We start from the raw sequence: 17,641 nt of genomic DNA, 5'->3' as shown, positions 1-17,641 counted from the left end.
CTATCCAGACGCCATGGTTTGGCTACGATCGAGGGGCGCAATCAACCGGGGCCGCTCGAGCAATCGCGAACCATGCAGGACATGACGACTGAAGCCGTCGCCGCGCCGCGTGGCCGCTCAGAAGCGGTGATCCGCGCGCGCATCCTGCAGGCCATCTTCGAACGCCGCCTGCCCCCCGGCGAGAAGCTCACCGAGGATCGGCTTGCCGAATTGTTCGCGGTCAGCCGCACCGTGGTGCGCCAGGCCCTCGCCCGTCTCGCCCAGGACGGCATCGTCGAGCATCACCCCAATCGCGGTGCTTTCGTCGCCGCGCCGAGCCGGGCGGAAGCCCGCCATGTGATGGCGGCGCGCGCCGTCGTCGAGCCGGAAGTCGCCGGGCTCGCGGCCTGCGCCTGCGAGGCCGGTGCGGCAACACGCCTGCGCCATCATCTCGCCGCGGAGGATGCTGCCCGCGCCTCCGGCGACCGAGCGGCTTTGGTGCGCCTCACCGGCGAGTTCCATGTCACGCTGGCGGAGATCGCGGGAAATCCGGTATTCGCCCGGCTGCTTACCGAGCTCCAGGCGCTCTCCTCGCTCGCCATCCTGCTTTATGCGCGGGGCGAGCACGCGAGCTGCCCGCCCCATGAGCATGCCGCCATCGCCGCGGCGATCGAGGCGCGGGATGCGGAAACCGCGATGCGGCTGATGCGCGAACACATCGCCCATGTCGGAGCGGACATGGACCTCGTCGAGCCGGCGGCGCGGCGGGATGGGCTCGCCGATGCGCTCGGCATGCCCCCGCGGCGCGACCTCAACCGCCCGCGACCGGCAAGATCCGGCCCGGCGGGATAAGGCTCAGCGGCGGCGGCCCGGCGGCGGGCGGCGCTGGCCCGAGCCGATCGGCGGGGTGGGGCCGCCGGTCTTGTGGCGGAAATTGATGCGCCCGCGCTCGAGGTCGTAAGGCGACATCTCGACCACGACGCGATCGCCGACAATGGTGCGGATGCGGTTCTTCTTCATCTTGCCCGCCGCATAGGCGAGAATCTCATGTTCGTTATCGAGCACGACGCGGAAGTTCCCATCCGGGAGCACTTCCGTCACCGTGCCGTCGAACTCGAGCAGTTCCTCTTTCGCCATTCCTGGCTCTCCTGATAATAGCCCGTCACTGCCGCTCGATGGGGCCTGCCGCAGGGGACATACTCCGACGGCAGGCTTTTGTCTCGCGTTCTGCGCGCACTCAGCGCGGTGTGCGCGGCCCGCGGCCACCGCCATTGGCGCCGCCGCCACCACCACCCTGGCGCCAGCGCTTCGGCTGGCCTTCGCCACTGCGCGCCGGCTGCTGCATGAAGCGCACGCCGCCCATATCGCCGGCGGCCTTCTCGCCACGCTCGTGATTCGGGCGATCGGCCCGGCGATCACCGCGATGATCGGTGCGGGAATGATCGACCTTGGGGTGATCGGCGCGCGCATGCTCCGGGCGGCGATGCTCGGAACGCGGCTGCTCGGCACGCGGCTCGTGACGCTCCCCGGCCGGGCGCGGCGGACGAGGGCCCGAGCGGAAATTGCGCTCGCCGTCGCGACGCGGCGGGCGGCCGTCGGAATGGCGCGGATCATAACCACGGCCTTCGCTGCGACCTTCCTGCGGCCGTGCCTCGCCTTGCGGGCGCGGACCACCGGAGCCGCGCGCCGGGCGCCGGTCTTCCGAGGGGATGGTAATCTTGATCAGCCGCTCGATGTCGCGCAGGAACGCCCGCTCCTCGCCGTCGCAGAACGACACGGCGATGCCATCCGCCCCGGCGCGCGCGGTGCGGCCGATACGGTGCACGTAGCTCTCCGGGATGTTCGGCAGGTCGTAATTCACCACGTGGCTGACGCCGGGCACATCGATGCCGCGCGCCGCAATGTCGGTCGCCACCAGCACCCGCACCTTGCCTTCGCGGAAGGCGGCGAGCGCACGCTCGCGCTGCGGCTGCGACTTGTTGCCGTGGATCGCCTCGGCGACGATGCCGGCGGTGGAGAGCCCCTTCACCACGCGATCGGCGCCGTGCTTGGTGCGGGCGAACACCAGCGCGCTGGTCACCGCTTCGCTGGAGAGCAGTTCGGCAAGCAGGTCGGGCTTGCCGTTGCGGTCGGTGAAGATCACCTTCTGCTCGACCTTGTCGGCGGTCTTGGCCACCGGCGTCACCGCCACGCGGACCGGGTTGGTGAGCAGCTGGTCGGCGAGCTTCTCGATCTCCTTGGGCATGGTGGCCGAGAAGAACAGGTTGCGACGCACCCGCGGCAGCTTGGCGACGATGCCGCGAATGGCATGGATGAAGCCCATGTCCAGCATCTGGTCGGCCTCATCGAGGACGAACATCTCGACCATGTCGAGCCGCACCGCATTATTCTCGACCAGGTCGACGAGACGGCCGGGGGTCGCCACCAGCACGTCGACGCCGCCCATCAAGGCGCGGGCCTGCCGCCCAAGCGGCACGCCACCAATGGCGAGCGCGGTCGAAGGCCGCACATGGCGGCCATAGAGGCGGAAGCTCTCGAGGATCTGGCCGGAAAGCTCGCGGGTCGGCGACAGGATCAGCGCACGGACGGCCCGGCGTTCCGGCCGGCGACGCTCGGTGGCGATGTGGTGCAGGATCGGCAGCGCGAAGGCCGCGGTCTTGCCGGTGCCGGTCTGCGCAATTCCGACGAGGTCACGGCCGGCCAGCACATGCGGCACGGCCTGGGCCTGGATCGGGGTGGGGATTTCGTGGTTGGCTTCGGCAAGCGCCTTCAGAATGGGCTCGGCGAGGCCGAGCTCGGAAAAACTGTTCAAGTAACGTTCTTTCATAGGCGAAGAGCGGCCTCGCGCCGGAATGGCGCGGCCGCGTGTCGCGGGGGTGGTAGACACCCCGCGTGGCCTGGGACGTCAGTGGACATTCCGATGGGAGGGGCCGAAGACTGCGCAATAATCAGCGCTGAAATCGAGCGACGCGGCCCCGATACAGGCGAAGCGCCCGTACACGGCGTCTATGTGGCGCAAATGCGTGGTGATTTCAAGGCGTCACGGCCCGCGCTATAAGCTCCAGCCATGTTTCCTGATGTCGTCGACCTGCGTAGCTTCTATGCCCAGCCGCTCGGTGTGGTGACACGCCGGCTGGTCGGGCGTGCCATCCGCACCCGCTTTGATGACGTCACCAACATGTCGGTGCTCGGCATCGGATATGCGACGCCCTATCTCGGTGTGTTCCGCGAGGAGTGCGAGCGCACGCTCGCCTTCATGCCGGGGGCGCAGGGCGTCACCCGCTGGCCCTCGGCCGCCCCCACTCTCGCCGCGCTGGTCGATGAGACCGAACTGCCTTTGCCCAATGGCGTCATCGACCGGGTACTCGCCGTGCATCTCCTGGAGATGACGCCGAACGCCGCGGACGTGCTGCGCGAGGTCTGGCGCGTGCTGGCGCCCGGCGGCCGGCTGCTGTGCGTGGTGCCGAACCGGCGCGGCATCTGGGCCCGCGCCGACACCACCCCGTTCGGCCACGGCCAGCCCTTCTCGCGCAGCCAGATCACCAATCTGCTGCGCGAGGCGCTGTTCACACCGGTCGGCTGGGACGAGGCGCTCTATGTGCCGCCGGTGCCGCGCGCCTGGTTCCTGCGCACCGCGGTGGCGTGGGAGCGCGTCGGCCACAGCGTCTCGGCGCCCTTTGCCGGCGTGCACATCGTGGAGGCCACCAAGCAGGTCTACAAGCCGGTCCCGATCCGCAAACGCGCCCGCCTGCGCGTGCTGGAACCCGTGATGGCGCCGCAGGTGGCGGGCGGGTGAGAATAGCTTCCCGCTTCGCTCTGATTGGCTATGCTCCATTCAACCGGAGGGTGCGACGAAGCGTTACGAGCGCAGCGTGTCGGTCGATGTTTTCGCAGAAAATGTAGACGGGTTGGTCGACGGACTGACCGGTGACGAGCGGCCGACCCTCATCACTGCGGACGGCAAGCCCAGGGCCGTGCTTCTGGATATCGCCCGCTATGAGGAGTTGCGGGAAACGTTGGCGCTCGTCAGGATCGTCGCGATAGGCGAACAGGAAGTCCGCGACGGAAAATTCCTTCCGCTTGAAGAAGCGTTTCGTAGCATTCGCCGGCACACACCCGATTAAGCGCTGACGCCTCACCCTTTCCGCGTCAGCATGAACACCGCCTGCTCGCCGAGCAGGTTCCACACGCCCCAGGGCAGGTTGAACCGCACCTTCTGCCCCGCTCCATCCAGTGCCGCGGCGTGCTCGATGCGCGCGCCGACCTCGTCGGCCAGTTCGACGAAGTCGCGGACGGTGCAGAAATGGATGTTCGGCGTGTCGTGCCAGCCATAAGGCAGATTGTCGGTGCGCGGCATGCGGCCGTTCACCAGAAGATCGAGCCGCATCCGCCAGAAGCCGAAATTCGGGAAGGAGACGATGGCGCTGCGCCCGACCCGGAGCATCTGCTCCAGCACCCATTTCGGCCGGCGCGTTGCCTGGATGGTCTGCGACAGGATCACATAGTCGAACGAATCGTCCGGATAGTCGGCGAGGTCGATGTCGGCGTCGCCCTGGATCACCGCTAGGCCGCGCGCCACCGCGGCGTTCACGCCTTCGCGCGAAAGCTCGATGCCACGGGCGTCGCAGCCGCGTGTCGTCGCCAGCAGCTCCAGCAGTTCGCCGTCGCCGCAGCCGACGTCGAGCACCCGCGAGCCGGGCGCCACCATCTCGGCGACCAGCAGCAGGTCGACGCGCTTGCCGGAAGCGGCGCGGGCCGCCTCGCGCATGGTGAGGTCGGCGATCGCCAGATCACGCGGAGACATCATGCGACCCCCACCGCCCGTGCGGCGGCGTCCAGAAAGCCGCGGGTGATGGCGAACAGCTCCGGCTCTTCCAGCAGGAAGGCGTCGTGCCCCTTGTCGCTGTCGATCTCGGCAAAGGAGACCGAGGCACCGGCGGCGTTCAGCGCGTGCACCACGGTGCGCGATTCCGCAGTCGGGAACAGCCAGTCGGTGGTGAAGGAGACCAGGCAGAAGCGGGTCTTGGTGCCCTTGAAGGCATTGGCCAGCACGCCGCCATAGTCCGCCGCGAGGTCGAAATAATCCATGGCGCGCGTGACATAGAGATAGGAATTGGCGTCGAAGCGATCGACGAACGCTTCGCCCTGGTGGCGCAGATAGCTCTCCACCTGGAAATCGGCATCGAACGAGAAGGTGCGCCCCTCGCGATCCTGCAGCCGCCGCCCGAATTTCCGGTGTAGCGAGGAATCCGACATATAGGTGATGTGCGCCGCCATGCGCGCCACCGCGAGACCGCGCCGCGGATTGGCGCCCTCGGTGAGATAGCGCCCGCCGCGCCACTCCGGATCGGCCATGATCGCCTGCCGGCCGACCTCATGGAAGGCGATGTTCTGCGCCGAATGGCGCGCGCCGCTCGCCATCGGGAAGGCGGCGAACACGCGCTCGGGATAGCTCGCCGCCCATTGCAGCACCTGCATGCCGCCCATCGAGCCGCCGACCACGGCCAGCAGCGTCTCGATGCCGAGATGGTCGATCAGCATGGCCTGCGCCCGCACCATGTCGCGGATCGTCAGCACCGGCAAATCGAGGCCATACGGCGCGCGGCTCGAGGGATCGAGCGAGGACGGACCCGTGCTGCCCATGCAGCCGCCGAGCACGTTCGAGCAGATGACGAAGAAGCGATCGGTGTCGATCGGCTTGCCCGGCCCGACCAGCGTCTCCCACCATCCCGGCTTGCCGGTGACGGGATGCACGTTCGCTGCATGCTGGTCGCCGGAAAGCGCGTGGCAGAGCAGGATGGCGTTGGAGCGCGCGGCATTCAGATTGCCGTAGGTCTGGTAGGCGATCTGGAACGGGCTCAGCACGCCGCCGGCATCCAGCAGTAGCGGCGCCTCCGCGCCGAAGCGTGCCACGGCCGAGTGCGGCCGGTCGGCCTCGCCGCGCGCCAGCTCGGGTGCCGCTATGTCCACGAAGGATGCCGTGCCGTCCGCCATGTCCGTCGTCTTTGCCGGGTGTGCCGCCGTCGCAATCGTCCTACCGGACGAAAAGTTCGTTATAACGGACGCTGGAATTAAGCCACAGCGCGGCAATGTCAATATTGCTTTGCGTCCGGAAATGGTTTTGATCTTCGCTCCCGCGCCAAGACTTCGCTCCCGCGCAAAGACGATGTCCCGCCATGAAGACCTCACAGCCCACCGATACGCTACCGACCGAACTGCCGTCGCTGGCCCAGCTGCGCGGCGAGATCGACCGCATCGACGCCGCGATGCACGCGCTTTTGATCGAGCGCGGCGAGATCATCGACACGCTGGTCGCCGTCAAGCGCGTGCAGGGCACCGAAGGCGGCTCGGCGTTCCGACCGGCGCGCGAGGCCTCGATGATGCGGCATATCGTCGATCGCCATCGCGGCATCCTCCCCGTCGACACCGTCGAGGGCATCTGGCGCGTCATCATCTCCACCTTCACCTATGTGCAGGCGCCCTATGCGGTGCATGCCGACGTCGCCTCCGGCGAGGCGGCGATCCGCGATGCCGCGCGCTTCCATTTCGGCTTCACCGTGCCGTTCGAGGCGCATATGGGCTCCGCCGGCGTCGTCGCCGCGGTCGCGGCCTCCAAGGGCGATCTCGGCCTGGTGCCGGCCTTCACCGCTCCGGGCGCCACCGCCTGGTGGACCGCGCTGGAGGCCGAGAGCGCGCCGAAGATCATCGCCCGCCTGCCCTTCGTCGAGCGCGCCGACCACCCGGCCGGCCTGCCGGTGTTCTGCATCGCCCATCCGGTCAGCGACGGTGCCGTCACCGAGGTCGAGACCTGGAGCGTGCGCGTCGCCGGCTGGAGCGCCAATGCGGCACGGGCCGTCGCTCCGCTCGCCGATGTCCTCGCTCTGCCGGATCGCGGGCTCGATGGCGCTGCCTTGCTGCTCTCCGTCTCGATCGACGCCAATGGCGGGCCGCACGGACTGGAAGCCGTGCTCGGCGCGTTGCGCGCGGCCGGTGCCTCGGTGCGCTCCGCTGCCCTCGTCGGCAGCCACGCGAACCGCTATACCCACGGCGCCTGACTTGCCCCGTCTGACTTGCCCCGTCTGACTTGCCCCGTCTGACTTGCCCCGTCTGACTTGCCCTGTCTGACTTGCCGCGCCTGATTTCCTGAAACTCCCGGAGCACTTGAAATGTCGTCCGCCACTGCGCCTGCCGCCACCCGGCCCGTTCCCCGGCCGAGCGTGATGGAGATCGAGGCCTATGTGCCCGGCAAGGCGCATGCGGGCCCGGGCGTGAAGGTGCACAAGCTCTCGGCCAACGAGACCCCCCTCGGTCCCAGCCCGGCCGCGCTGGAGGCCTACCGCAGCTCGACCGCGCTCGAGGCCTATCCGGACGGTTCGTCGACCAGGCTGCGCGAGGCGATCGGCGCCGCCTTCGGCCTCGATCCTGCTCGCATCGTCTGCGGCACCGGCTCGGACGAGCTCATCAACCTCATTGCCCATGCCTATGCCGGCCCGGGCGACGAGGTGCTCTATTCGCAATATGGCTTCCTCATCTATCGCATCGCCACGCTGGCGAGCGGCGCGACGCCGATCGTGGCGCCGGAGCGCGACTATCATTCGGACGTCGACGCCCTGCTGGCAGCGGTGACCGAACGCACCCGCATCGTGTTCCTCGCCAATCCGAACAACCCGACCGGCACCTACATTCCGTTCGACGAGGTGAAGCGGCTGCAGCAGGGCCTGCCGCCCAACGTGCTGCTCGCACTCGACGCGGCCTATGCGGAGTATGTCCGGCGCAACGACTATGAGGCCGGCATCGAGCTGGTCGCCACCTGCTCGAACGTCGTGATGCTGCGGACCTTCTCCAAGATCCATGGCCTCGCGGCGCTGCGCGTCGGCTGGATGTACGGGCCGCCCGAGGTGATCGATGCGGTGAACCGCATCCGCGGCGCCTTCAATGTCAACGCCCCGGCGATCGCCGCCGCCACCGCTGCGATCAAGGATGGCGGCCACGTCGAGGCCGCGATCGCGCACAATGTGCGCTGGCTGGAATGGACGACGAACGAGCTTATCGCGCTGGGCCTCACCGTCACACCGAGCGTGGCCAATTTCATCCTGGTGCATTTCCCGCAGGTGCCCGGTCGCGCCGCGGCGGATGCCGACGCCTTCCTCTCCTCGCGCGGGCTGATCGTGCGGCGGGTGGATTCCTATGGCATCCCGACGGCGCTGCGCATCAGCATCGGCACCGAGGAGGCCAACCGCCTGCTGGTCGCGACATTGGCCGAGTTCCTCGGCGCCGGCCGGGAGAGCCCCGATGGTGCTTGATCCCCCGCTCGCGACGCCGCTGGTCAAGCGCCTCGCCGTCATCGGTATCGGCCTCATCGGCTCGTCGATCCTGCATGCCGCCAAGACCCGCCGGCTCGCCGGCACCACGGTGGCCGCCGACGCCTCGGAAGCGGTGCGTGAGCGCGCCGCCGAACTCGGCCTCGCCGACGAGATCGCGCCGAGCGCAGCCGAGGCGGTGAAGGGCGCCGACCTCGTCATCATCTGCGTGCCGGTCGGCGCCATGGCCGTGGTCGCCGCCGAGATCGGCCCGTATCTGGAAGCGGGCGCCATCGTCTCCGACGTCGGCTCGGTGAAGGGCGCGGTGCTCACTGCGCTGAAGGCACACATTCCCGGCAGCGCCCATATCATCCCGGCGCATCCGGTGGCGGGCACCGAATATTCCGGTCCCGACGCCGGCTTTGCGACGCTGTTCCAGAACCGCTGGTGTATCCTCACCCCGCCCGAAGGCGCCGATGGCGCGGCGGTGGCGAAGCTCACCGAGGTCTGGGCGGCGATGGGCGCCAATGTCGAGACCATGAGCGCCGAGCACCATGACCTGGTGCTCGCCATCACCAGCCACGTGCCGCATCTGATCGCCTACAACATCGTCGGCACCGCAGCCGACCTCGAGGCGGTGACCAGCTCCGAGGTCATCAAATACTCGGCCGGCGGCTTCCGCGACTTCACCCGTATCGCGGCGTCCGACCCGACCATGTGGCGCGACGTGTTCCTGAACAATCGGGAGGCGGTGATCGAGGTGCTTGGCCGCTTCACCGAGGATCTCATCGCGCTGCAGCGGGCGATCCGCTGGGAACAGGGCGACACGCTATTCGACCTGTTCACCCGCACCCGCGCCATCCGCCGCTCCATCATCGAGCAGGGCCAGGAGACCGCGGCGCCCGACTTCGGCCGCGCGCACGACTGAAAGCGTAGGCCGGCCTACCAGAGCGGGGCGATACGCCCGAGCGGCAGCGGGCCGAGAAAGACCCGGCCGTCGCGGAAGCGGACATTGAAGGCGGACGCCTTGCGTCCGTCGACCTCGGTGGGCGTGCCGGCCATGCCGACAATGCTGCCGAGCCCGGCCAGCACCGGCGGCATCATGTCGGACGCCGCCAACCCCTTCAGCAGCGCCTCCGCCCCGGCCACACTGACGGTGAATGCGCCGTCCGGCCGGCCATCCGCATCGAGCCCGACATCGCCACTCGCCGTCAGCGTCGCCGCTCCCGCGGTCGCCTTCGCCAGCAGCAGCTTGGCCCGCCCTCCGGCGGCCTGCCAGCTGCGCAGCCGGTCCTCCATCGGCATGGAGCGGAAATGCGGGACATCGGTGATGGTCGCATCCAGTTCGGCGTCGACCGGCGCCTTGCCGATTCCCGCACCGCCCGCTCCGGTGGCGCCGAGCACGCCGGCGGCGAGGTCAAGCGTCGGAGTATCATCGCCCGGATGATGGCGCACATGGATCTCGCCATGCCGTGCGGCGAACAGCGCCTTTCCACCTTCGGTCAGGGCGTAATTGTCGACCGCCAGCGACATGCGCTCGACCCGGCCGCTGGAGCCGACGCCGCTCGCCTGCAGCAGCGACCACGCGCCTTCCAGCTTACGCCCGGTGGCGGCCTGCGTGACAACGCCCGGCCCCTGGAATTCGGCGATGATGTGCCCGGGATCCCAGACCTGCGCCACCGCATGAGCGCGCTGCGCGCTCGCCTTCCAGCCGTCGGTGCCGGCGAAGGTCACGGTCGGCTCGGTGCACATCAGCTCGAAGCGGAACGGAAAGCCGCCGAAGGTGCGCTCGCCGCAGCTCCAGGTCCGGCCCTGCGTCGCCTCGCGGGCGATCCAGGCTTCGATCTCGTGCTGGGCCCGGTACGAGGCATAGAACCAGGCGCCGGACCAGCCGAGCGCCGCGAGCACCAAAAGCCCGAGCGGCAGCGCCATCTTCCAGGGACGGGACGGCCGGGCGGTCTCGGTGAGGCTCATGCGTCAGACCTTTGCGGACGGCTGGACATGCGGACGTAAGCGCCGCCGGATAGTCGGCGCAACAGCCGCGTTCGTCTCGCAGAACAAAGGCTTTGAAAAGGCAAATGGCCGCCGGACGACCTCCGCGGAAAGATCGCGCACAAATATCGCCTGGTGCCATAGTCTTGCCGGGAGCACCGGCTCAATGCGTGGCGCCCTGTCGAGCGTCGTGATTCCCTCCCAAGATTCCCCATGAGCGCAAATCCCGAAATCCCCTATCCGCCGCACGATCCCGGGCTCTGGGTGTTCGGCTATGGCTCGCTGATGTGGAATCCGGGCTTCGCCTTCGAGGAGCGCGTGCCCGCCCGCCTGCTTGGCGCCCACCGTTCGCTCTGCGTGCTGTCGGTGCATTGGCGCGGCACTCCGGAACGGCCCGGCCTGGTGCTCGGGCTCGATCGCGGCGGCAGCTGCGTCGGCATCGCCTTCCGGGTGGCGCCGGAGCGTTCGGAACAGACGCTCGCTTATCTGCGCGAGCGCGAGCAGGTGACGATGATCTATCGCGAAAGCGTGCGCCGGGTCTGGCTGCGCGACGGCAGCGCGCGCTCGGTGCCGGCGGTGGCTTTCCTGGTCGATCGCAGCCACGCGCAATATGCCGGAAGCCTGACCCATGAGCAGCGGCTGCACCATATCCGCCAGGGGCACGGTGTCGGTGGGCCGAACCGCAACTATGTGCTGTCGACCCGCGACCATCTCGCCGAGCTCGGCATTCGCGACGGCGAGGTCGAGTGGCTGGCAGAACGGCTCTGAAGGACAGCTATTGGGGAACCAGCGGGCCGCTCGCCGCCTCGGGCAGGATGCGCAGGTGGATCTCTTCGGCGCCGGCGGCTGCCGCGGCGGCCCGTGCGGACGCGCCGGCCGGACCGCTCCACATCACCACGCGCCGGCCGCGAACATCGCGCACCGCAAGCGCCACCGCACCCGGATAATCGGGTGCTTCCTGCGCCGGATAGACCGAATAGACCTGCCGCCGCCCATCGGGCGCACGCCAGAGGCGGAACCGCCGCGCCAGCGCCGCGTCATGAGCGGCGGCCAGCGGGCCATCGTCGAGCAGGGAATCGCTGTACATCATCATGAGAACAAAGTTAGAACATCCATCATTGGCGTCAATGCCATTGCGGGATGAATCCGCGCCGCCGCGCTTTGTTCCGATCACATAGTTAAGCGTTTATCCCGCTTCGGCGGTCACCGCCGGACCGGGCCGGAACGGCACATAGGCCAAGAGCAGCTTCAGATACTCGACGAACAGCAGCCGGCTGGTCGCCGGACTGCTCCACCACGGCGCCTCTCGCATGCGGTCGGTGACCACCGGATAGGGCACCAGTTCGACCCCGGGCAACGCCCGCTCCAGTTCCACCAATGCCCGCGGCATATGCCAGGACGAGGTGACGACGATCAATGAGCGGAAGCCGCGCCCGCGGACCCATTGCGCGGTCTCGACGGCATTGCCGCGGGTGTTCAGCGCCGAACGGCCGATATCGGCGCAGCATTCCAGCCGCTCGCGCGGCACGCCGACGCGGCGACCGATCTCCTCCAGCGTGGTGTCGGGATGCACGCCGGTGATCAGCAGCCGCTGTCCTCGCCCCGAAGCGAGCAGTTGCGCCGCGTCGGCGATGCGCTCCGCCCCACCGGTGAGCACGACGATGCCGTCGGCGGCGCGATCGAGCCGCGTCTCGCGCCGTTCGATGCCGGCGGCGAACAGGATGAAGCCGATGGTCAGCACGGCCAGCGCCGCCAGCACCAGAACGAAGGCGAACGACAGCAGCCGGGCGGCTCGCGACCGGGGACGAGGCGACGGTGCTGTCGCGGATGAAGGCTCGGGCACGATGATTAGACCTAGTTGATGCTGCGAAGCGTGCGAAAGACCGTGATGCGGGAAGTCGCGGATGTTACCAGCGCCACCAGCACGGCCACCCCGAAAATGCCGCCATATCCGCGCAGATCAAGCGTCATGCCGCCGACCAGCGTGTCGGTGGGCAATCCGCCGGTCCCGCCGCCGAGCCATTTCGGCAGCGTCGTCAGCAGGAAGAACAGCAGCATCACGGCCCCGCCGCCGATCGCCCCGCCCTTCAGCCCGATGGTGAGGAAGTGTTGCTGGAACTCGGCGGCAATGAAGCTGTCGCGGGCGCCGACGAAATGCAGCACCTCGACGATCGGCCGTCCCGCCGCCACCGCCGCGCGGGTGGCGAACACCACAGACAGGATGGTCGCGGCGGAGACCAGCGCCAGCACGCCGAGCCCCATCGCCACCACAGCGCGCGCCGTGGAGGAGAGCCGCGCCGACCATTGCCGATGATCGTCGAGGCTGGCGGAGGGCACCTGCGCGGCGAGCGAGCTTTTCAGCGCGGGAATCGCCGCGCGCTCGGCCTCCGGCGCCAGCGTGACGACGACGAGGCGCGGCACCGGCAGGTTGGAGACATCGACCCCGGCGCCGAGCCAGGGCTCCAGCAGCTTTGCGGTCTCGGACGCGGCAAGCGCCCGCGCTGCGGCAACGCCCGGTGTCGATCGCGCCAGCTGCGTCGCCCTGGCAAGTGCGGCATCGATATCGAGGCCATCCGCCGGCTTGATCTGGATGGTAACTTCGCGCGAGATCTCGGCGGTCCAGCCGGACGCGAGCGTACGCACCGAGGACACCGTGCCGACGGTGAGGCCGGCGAGGAAAGTCATGATCGCCACCACCGCGACCAGCGCATGGCCGGTGACCGTGGCGCCCGGCACGATGGGCGAGAGCGGGCGGTTCCGGGCGACCCGCGCCGGCCGCGCGGCGGCCGCCTCCTCGCGTGCCTCCTCCTGGACCGGCTCGTCGCCAACCGGCGCCGGCGGCTCAGTCGACGGCGGCGTGGTCTCGGCGGCGGGGCTGGAGGCCGCGCGCGTCGCGACCGTCGCCGAGACGCGGCGCGCCGGCGGAGGGGAAGGAGGCGTGCGCCCGCGCGTCTCACTCATAGATACGCAGCCGGCCTTCGGAGATGACGAGGCGCCGCGCATCGAACTGGTCCATCAGCGCGATGTCGTGCGTGGCGATCAGCACCGAAGTGCCGGACTTGTGCAATTCGATGAACAGCCGCAGCAGGCGGCGGGCGAGGCGCGGATCGACGTTGCCGGTCGGCTCATCCGCGAGCAAAATTTCCGGCCGGCCGATCAGCGCCCGCGCGATCGCGGCGCGCTGCTTCTCGCCGCCGGACAGCACCGGGGGCAGCACGTGCATGCGCTCGCCGAGCCCCACCCAGTGCAGCAGTTCACTCACCTCGGCGCGATAGCTCAGCTCCTCGCGGCCCTGCACCCGCAGCGGCAGCGCGACATTCTCATAAGTGGTGAGATGGTCGAGCAGGCGGAAATCCTGGAACACGATGCCGATGCGCCGGCGCAGCGCCGCGGTTTCATCGGGCCCCAGTGAGGCGACATCGCGGCCGAACACGCTGATCAGGCCGCGGGTCGGGCGCAGCGACAGGAACAGCAGGCGCAGCAGCGTGGTCTTTCCCGCGCCGGAGGGACCGGTGAGGAACTGGAACGAACGCGGCGGTATGCCGAAGGTGACGTCCCGCAACACTTCCGGCCCCATGCCGTAGCGCAGGCCGACATTCTCAAAACGGACCAATTACCGACTTCCCCTGCGCGCCCGGTAGCGATTCTATCCTCCCGGCGGCGCGAAACATAGCGCCTGCGCGCCACGGGTAAAAACCGTCCGGTCCAATGCCAGCCGGCTGGACGCCGGCGCACCCGCCGGTCCATCTTGGGCGATGTTCAGTCGAGTGAGGAAACATGAGCGAAGCCAAGCCGCGCCCGGATGTCCAAGTGCTCTTCGACCCCGCCACGATCGCCACCCGCAATCACGAGCTCGCCCAGGAGATCGTTGCGGCGCGGCCGGAAAAGCTACTGGTCATCGCGGTGCTGAAGGGCAGCTTCGTGTTCGCCGCCGACCTGATCCGCGCGCTGCACGATGTCGGGCTCGCCCCGGAGGTCGAGTTCCTCACGCTATCGAGCTATCGCGATGCGCGCGCCTCCTCCGGCCAGGTCGCGGTGCTGCGCGATGTCGAGACCGATGTGCGTGGACGCGACGTGCTGCTGATCGACGACATCCTGGAATCCGGCCGCACGCTCGCCTTTGCCAAGGACCTGCTCGCCGCCCGCGGCGCCCGGCGCGTGCTGGTGTGCGTGCTCCTTGAGAAGTCCAACAAGCGGGCGGTACAGATCACTGCGGATTTCGTCGGCTTTGCGTGCCCGGATTATTTCGTGGTCGGCTACGGCATGGACGTCGCCCACGCGTTCCGGCAATTGCCCTTCATCGGCTACATCCCGGAAGCGACGGCGGATTGAATCTTCCGGCAAGCATCATCCCGGACGGCCAAAGGCCGATCCGGGATCGCGCAGACGCTCTTCACCTTCCTGCGATCCCGGCTCTGCGCTTCGCTTCGGCCGGGATGACATCTTGTGGAAGACCAGGACGCCTATCGACGTAGCCATCAGTAGTCCCGCAGCAGCCGCTCCAGATAGTCGAGCTCCATGCGCGGGCGGAAGCCTTCGCCGAAGCGGCGACGCAGTTCCTCCAGCACGCGGCGGGCGCGCTGCACGTCCATCTCGTCCGGCACCTTCACGGTGACGTCGTCGCCATAGTCGCGCGAGCGCATCGGCCGGCCGAGCGGATCGTTGCGCTCCGCGGTCTGGCCGGAAGGCCCGCCCGGCTCGGTGCCGCCCGGTCCCTGCTGCATCGCCTGCGCCATGGACTGGGCGCCCTTGCGCAGCGCCTGCAGCGCCTGGTTCTGCGCATCGACCGCGCTGCCGCCCTCGCCTTCACCCAGTGCGCCTTCGGCCTCGCGCATCGCCTGCTCGGCCTCGCCGAGCTCGCTGCCGGGGCCGCCCTGCTCGCCCTGGCCTTGCTGCCCCTGCTGGCCCTGGCCGTTCTGGCCCTGCTGACCTTGCTGGCCCTCGCCCTGCTGGCCTTGCTGCCCCTGTTGGCCTTGCTGTCCCTGCTGGCCGCGCTGGCGCATCGCCTGCTGCATCTTGTCGCGGAGCTGGCGCAGCTTGTCGCGAAGCTGCTCCTGGTTCTGCTTGAGATCCTTGAAGGCCTGGTCGTTCTGGCCCTGCTGGCCCTTGTCGTGGCCCTGCTGAAAGGTCTTGTCCCGCAGCTTCTGCTGCTCGCGGATCATGTTGCCGAGCTCGTCCAGCGCCTGCGACATCTGGCTCTGGCCCTGGCGGCGCTGCTGCTGGCGGCCGGCCTGCAGGCCGTTCAGCATGTTCTGCAATTCGCTCAGCATCTGCCGGGCGGCGTCGCGCGAACCATTGCGCGCCATCTCCTCGATGCGGTCGAGCATCTTCTGGAGATCCTGCGGGCGCACCATGCGGGCGTTCGGGTCCGGCGGCTGGTTCGCCATGTCGCCATTGCGCTGCTGCTGTTGGGCGAGCGCCTGCATGAACTTGTCCATCGCCTCGCGCAGTTCCTGCGTCAGGCGCTTGATCTCCTCGTCGCTGGCCCCGCGCTCCAGCGCGCTCTGCAGGTTCTCCTGCGCCGCGCGAAGCTGCTTCTCCACATCGGACATGTCGCCGTCCTCGATACGGACGGCCACTTCCCACAGATAGTCCACCACGCCGCGCAGATCGTCGTCGCTATGGGCATTGTCGAGCCGCCAATAGGCGGTACGCAGGCCCATATAATGCGACGAGTTCGGGGTGAAGCGCTCCGGCGCGACGGCGAGCGCGTCGAGCGCCGCTTCCACCCGCTCGCGGCTATTGGCGTCGAGCGCGAGGATGCGGCGCTGCTCGATCAGCGCCCGCGCCAGCGGATTGTTGAAGTCGCGCGCCGGCAGGACGAAGCTGCGCGGCTCGCTCGCGCCGGTATTGCCGGCTTCGTCGCGGGCGGTGAGCGTCATCGTCACCTTCACCCCGGCCCAAGGGCTCTCGGTGAAGTCCTTGGTGGTCTGGCCGATGCCGTTCTTCGCCCGCGCGCCGGGCAGCGGCAGCGCGAAGTCCGGCGCCGGCACCAGCGGGCGCGCCGCCGGCGGCTTCGGCGCGTTCTTCAGCGCGAATTGCGGCGGCGGCACCGGAGCGGCGACGAACTTCGCCTCGGCGCTGGTCACCCCATAATCGTCCTCGACCTTGTAGGACAGCGCCATAGCGGTACGCCCGGAGGCCTGCGGCTCCTTGGCGAGGCTGATGGTCGGCGGCCGGTCGGGGATTGCCTCGAAACGCCAGGAGACGCTGTCGCCGCGCGGCCCGGCGAGGCGCGCGGCGCCATTGCCGGAAATGATGAAACGCTGCTCCGGCGCGGGCTTGCCGGCCGCCTGTCGCGCAGCCGCATTGGCCGGAGGCGTGGTGACCTGTGGCGTTGCGCCCTGAGCATGGGTCGACGCCGGCGTGCCTCCCGGCGTCTCGGTCGGCGCAGCAGCGACGCCGCCCTCGACATTCACCGCGGCCTTGTCGAGCCCGGTGATGCGCACCACCAGCACGCTGCCGGCCGGCACCGAAAGCGCGACCGCCTGCAGGGCGGGTCCGCTCACGGCGGGGGTGGCGGCGGAGGCGTTGTCCTGGGCGCCATCGTCGGAACGCAGGCCCGGCAGCATCACCGGCGCCCGACCGGTATAGGGCGGCGGCGTCACCCAGGCATCGACACGATAGGGCGTCGGCGGCACCAAAGCCTGCCAGTCGAAGGCGCTGGCGATGCGGCGCATGTGGTCGCCCGGCGCCATGAAGAAGGTCGCGATCACGCCGAGCGCCACCAGCGCACGAACAGCGCGCGGATCGAGCGCAGCGATGCGCGGCGACGGCAGGCCGGCGCGCAGACTGCCGATCTGCGCCGCCATGCGCGTGACATGGGCGCGCCACAACGCCACCGCCACCGGATCATCCGGCTTGCTGGCGAGATTGTCGGCCAGCGCGGTGGCCGGGCGATGCGGCAGATTGCTGGCGCGGTCGAGCCGGCCAAGCGCCTCGGCGGCGGAAGGCTTCTTCACCCGCAGCGCCGGCAGCAGGGCGAGGACGAACAGAATGGCGAACAGGCCGACGCCGATCATCCGCGCCAGCGGCGGCACCGCGAGCCAGAAGCCGAGCCAGGAGACGATGAGGAAGAGGCCGGTCGCCATGGCGAGCACGACCAGCGGCGGCCAGACGCGCTCCCACAGGATCGCGCCGCGCGCCCGCTTCAGCGCCGCGGTGAGCGTGCGCTCCGCGAAGGCGACATCGCTGGCATAGCGCTCGTCGCCGCCCGATTCGTTTCGACCATCCGGTGCTGCCGTCACACGCGCCTCCGACACACCAGCCCCGTCGCCAGAGTATCACGCAGCGGCAGCGACGCTACCCCTGCCGGGAAAATGTGCGTGCACAACCCCTCAGCAGATTGTGATTTGGCAGCTCGGGAAATG

Annotated in this window: 18 protein-coding genes; 8 read left to right on the top strand and 10 right to left on the bottom strand. The window is 69.0% G+C overall.

From position 1 onward, the window contains the following. The first annotated feature begins 81 nt into the window (after positions 1-81). Entirely contained in the window at positions 82-831 is a 750-nt protein-coding gene (locus G3545_RS21450; RefSeq protein ID WP_170015486.1) for a GntR family transcriptional regulator, read from the top strand. A gap of 3 nt (positions 832-834) precedes the next feature. Here G3545_RS21450 and infA read toward each other — a convergent pair whose 3' ends face one another. Both infA and G3545_RS21440 read right to left on the bottom strand, forming a co-directional pair. Next, positions 835-1,116, bottom strand: a complete 282-nt coding sequence (infA, locus tag G3545_RS21445) for a translation initiation factor IF-1 (RefSeq protein ID WP_013168254.1) — start codon at positions 1,114-1,116, stop codon at positions 835-837. Positions 1,117-1,216: 100 nt separating this feature from the next. Next, positions 1,217-2,806, bottom strand: coding sequence for a DEAD/DEAH box helicase (locus G3545_RS21440; protein ID WP_170015484.1), 1,590 nt, complete (start codon positions 2,804-2,806; stop codon positions 1,217-1,219). Positions 2,807-3,046: 240 nt separating this feature from the next. Between G3545_RS21440 and G3545_RS21435 the strand changes: the two genes are divergently transcribed. Then, a complete protein-coding gene (locus G3545_RS21435; RefSeq protein ID WP_170015482.1) occupies positions 3,047-3,775 on the top strand; it encodes a methyltransferase domain-containing protein in 729 nt (242 codons plus the stop codon). Positions 3,776-3,851: 76 nt separating this feature from the next. After that, positions 3,852-4,103: a type II toxin-antitoxin system prevent-host-death family antitoxin gene (locus G3545_RS21430; protein WP_170015480.1), complete on the top strand. Its 252-nt coding sequence runs from the start codon at positions 3,852-3,854 to the stop codon at positions 4,101-4,103. A gap of 11 nt (positions 4,104-4,114) precedes the next feature. Here G3545_RS21430 and metW read toward each other — a convergent pair whose 3' ends face one another. Both metW and G3545_RS21420 read right to left on the bottom strand, forming a co-directional pair. After that, positions 4,115-4,783 carry a methionine biosynthesis protein MetW gene (metW, locus tag G3545_RS21425; protein ID WP_170018211.1) on the bottom strand — a complete coding sequence of 223 codons (669 nt, stop codon included), beginning with the start codon at positions 4,781-4,783 and terminating at the stop codon, positions 4,115-4,117. Beyond that, positions 4,783-5,973: a homoserine O-acetyltransferase gene (locus tag G3545_RS21420; protein ID WP_170015478.1), complete on the bottom strand. Its 1,191-nt coding sequence runs from the start codon at positions 5,971-5,973 to the stop codon at positions 4,783-4,785. The genes metW and G3545_RS21420 overlap by 1 nt, the downstream gene beginning before the upstream one ends. Before the next feature lie 182 nt (positions 5,974-6,155). Between G3545_RS21420 and G3545_RS21415 the strand changes: the two genes are divergently transcribed. The 3 genes from G3545_RS21415 (at position 6,156) to G3545_RS21405 (ending at position 9,207) form a co-directional block, all read left to right on the top strand. Then, positions 6,156-7,034 carry a chorismate mutase gene (locus G3545_RS21415; protein ID WP_170015476.1) on the top strand — a complete coding sequence of 293 codons (879 nt, stop codon included), beginning with the start codon at positions 6,156-6,158 and terminating at the stop codon, positions 7,032-7,034. Between the two features lie 111 nt (positions 7,035-7,145). Then, positions 7,146-8,282, top strand: a complete 1,137-nt coding sequence (gene hisC / locus G3545_RS21410) for a histidinol-phosphate transaminase (protein ID WP_170015474.1) — start codon at positions 7,146-7,148, stop codon at positions 8,280-8,282. Next, a complete protein-coding gene (locus G3545_RS21405) occupies positions 8,272-9,207 on the top strand; it encodes a prephenate/arogenate dehydrogenase family protein (RefSeq protein ID WP_170015472.1) in 936 nt (311 codons plus the stop codon). Before hisC ends, G3545_RS21405 begins: the two co-directional genes overlap by 11 nt. Before the next feature lie 14 nt (positions 9,208-9,221). Here G3545_RS21405 and G3545_RS21400 read toward each other — a convergent pair whose 3' ends face one another. Further along, on the bottom strand, positions 9,222-10,253 hold the full coding sequence (locus G3545_RS21400; protein ID WP_170015470.1) for a DUF2125 domain-containing protein: 1,032 nt from the start codon (positions 10,251-10,253) through the stop codon (positions 9,222-9,224). A 231-nt stretch (positions 10,254-10,484) separates the two neighbouring features. Here G3545_RS21400 and G3545_RS21395 point away from each other — a divergent pair, with 231 nt between their 5' ends. After that, a complete protein-coding gene (locus G3545_RS21395) occupies positions 10,485-11,039 on the top strand; it encodes a gamma-glutamylcyclotransferase (protein ID WP_170015468.1) in 555 nt (184 codons plus the stop codon). A 7-nt stretch (positions 11,040-11,046) separates the two neighbouring features. On the opposite strand, the gene G3545_RS21390 is transcribed toward G3545_RS21395, so the two are convergent. The 4 genes from G3545_RS21390 to ftsE form a co-directional block, all read right to left on the bottom strand. Further along, positions 11,047-11,358, bottom strand: coding sequence for a hypothetical protein (locus G3545_RS21390; RefSeq protein ID WP_246702518.1), 312 nt, complete (start codon positions 11,356-11,358; stop codon positions 11,047-11,049). A gap of 99 nt (positions 11,359-11,457) precedes the next feature. Continuing rightward, a complete protein-coding gene (locus tag G3545_RS21385) occupies positions 11,458-12,114 on the bottom strand; it encodes a YdcF family protein (RefSeq protein ID WP_246702517.1) in 657 nt (218 codons plus the stop codon). 11 nt (positions 12,115-12,125) lie between these two features. Continuing rightward, a complete protein-coding gene (locus G3545_RS21380; RefSeq protein ID WP_246702516.1) occupies positions 12,126-13,232 on the bottom strand; it encodes an ABC transporter permease in 1,107 nt (368 codons plus the stop codon). Beyond that, complete coding sequence (gene ftsE, locus G3545_RS21375; RefSeq protein WP_170015464.1) at positions 13,225-13,884, bottom strand: cell division ATP-binding protein FtsE; 660 nt, start codon at positions 13,882-13,884, stop codon at positions 13,225-13,227. Before ftsE ends, G3545_RS21380 begins: the two co-directional genes overlap by 8 nt. Before the next feature lie 164 nt (positions 13,885-14,048). Between ftsE and hpt the strand changes: the two genes are divergently transcribed. Continuing rightward, the gene (gene hpt / locus G3545_RS21370; RefSeq protein ID WP_170015462.1) at positions 14,049-14,603 is read left to right on the top strand and encodes a hypoxanthine phosphoribosyltransferase; all 555 of its coding nucleotides are present in this window, start codon (positions 14,049-14,051) and stop codon (positions 14,601-14,603) included. 146 nt (positions 14,604-14,749) lie between these two features. On the opposite strand, the gene G3545_RS21365 is transcribed toward hpt, so the two are convergent. Beyond that, positions 14,750-17,518 (bottom strand): TIGR02302 family protein, encoded by a 2,769-nt coding sequence (locus G3545_RS21365; protein WP_246702515.1) that lies wholly within the window; start codon positions 17,516-17,518, stop codon positions 14,750-14,752. Between the last annotated feature and the right edge of the window lie 123 nt (positions 17,519-17,641).

It is taken from the genome of Starkeya sp. ORNL1 (genome assembly GCF_012971745.1).
Taxonomy (GTDB): Bacteria; Pseudomonadota; Alphaproteobacteria; order Rhizobiales; family Xanthobacteraceae; genus Ancylobacter.
Note: the sequence above shows the minus strand (reverse complement) of the source record. Positions and strands in the feature narration are given on the sequence as shown.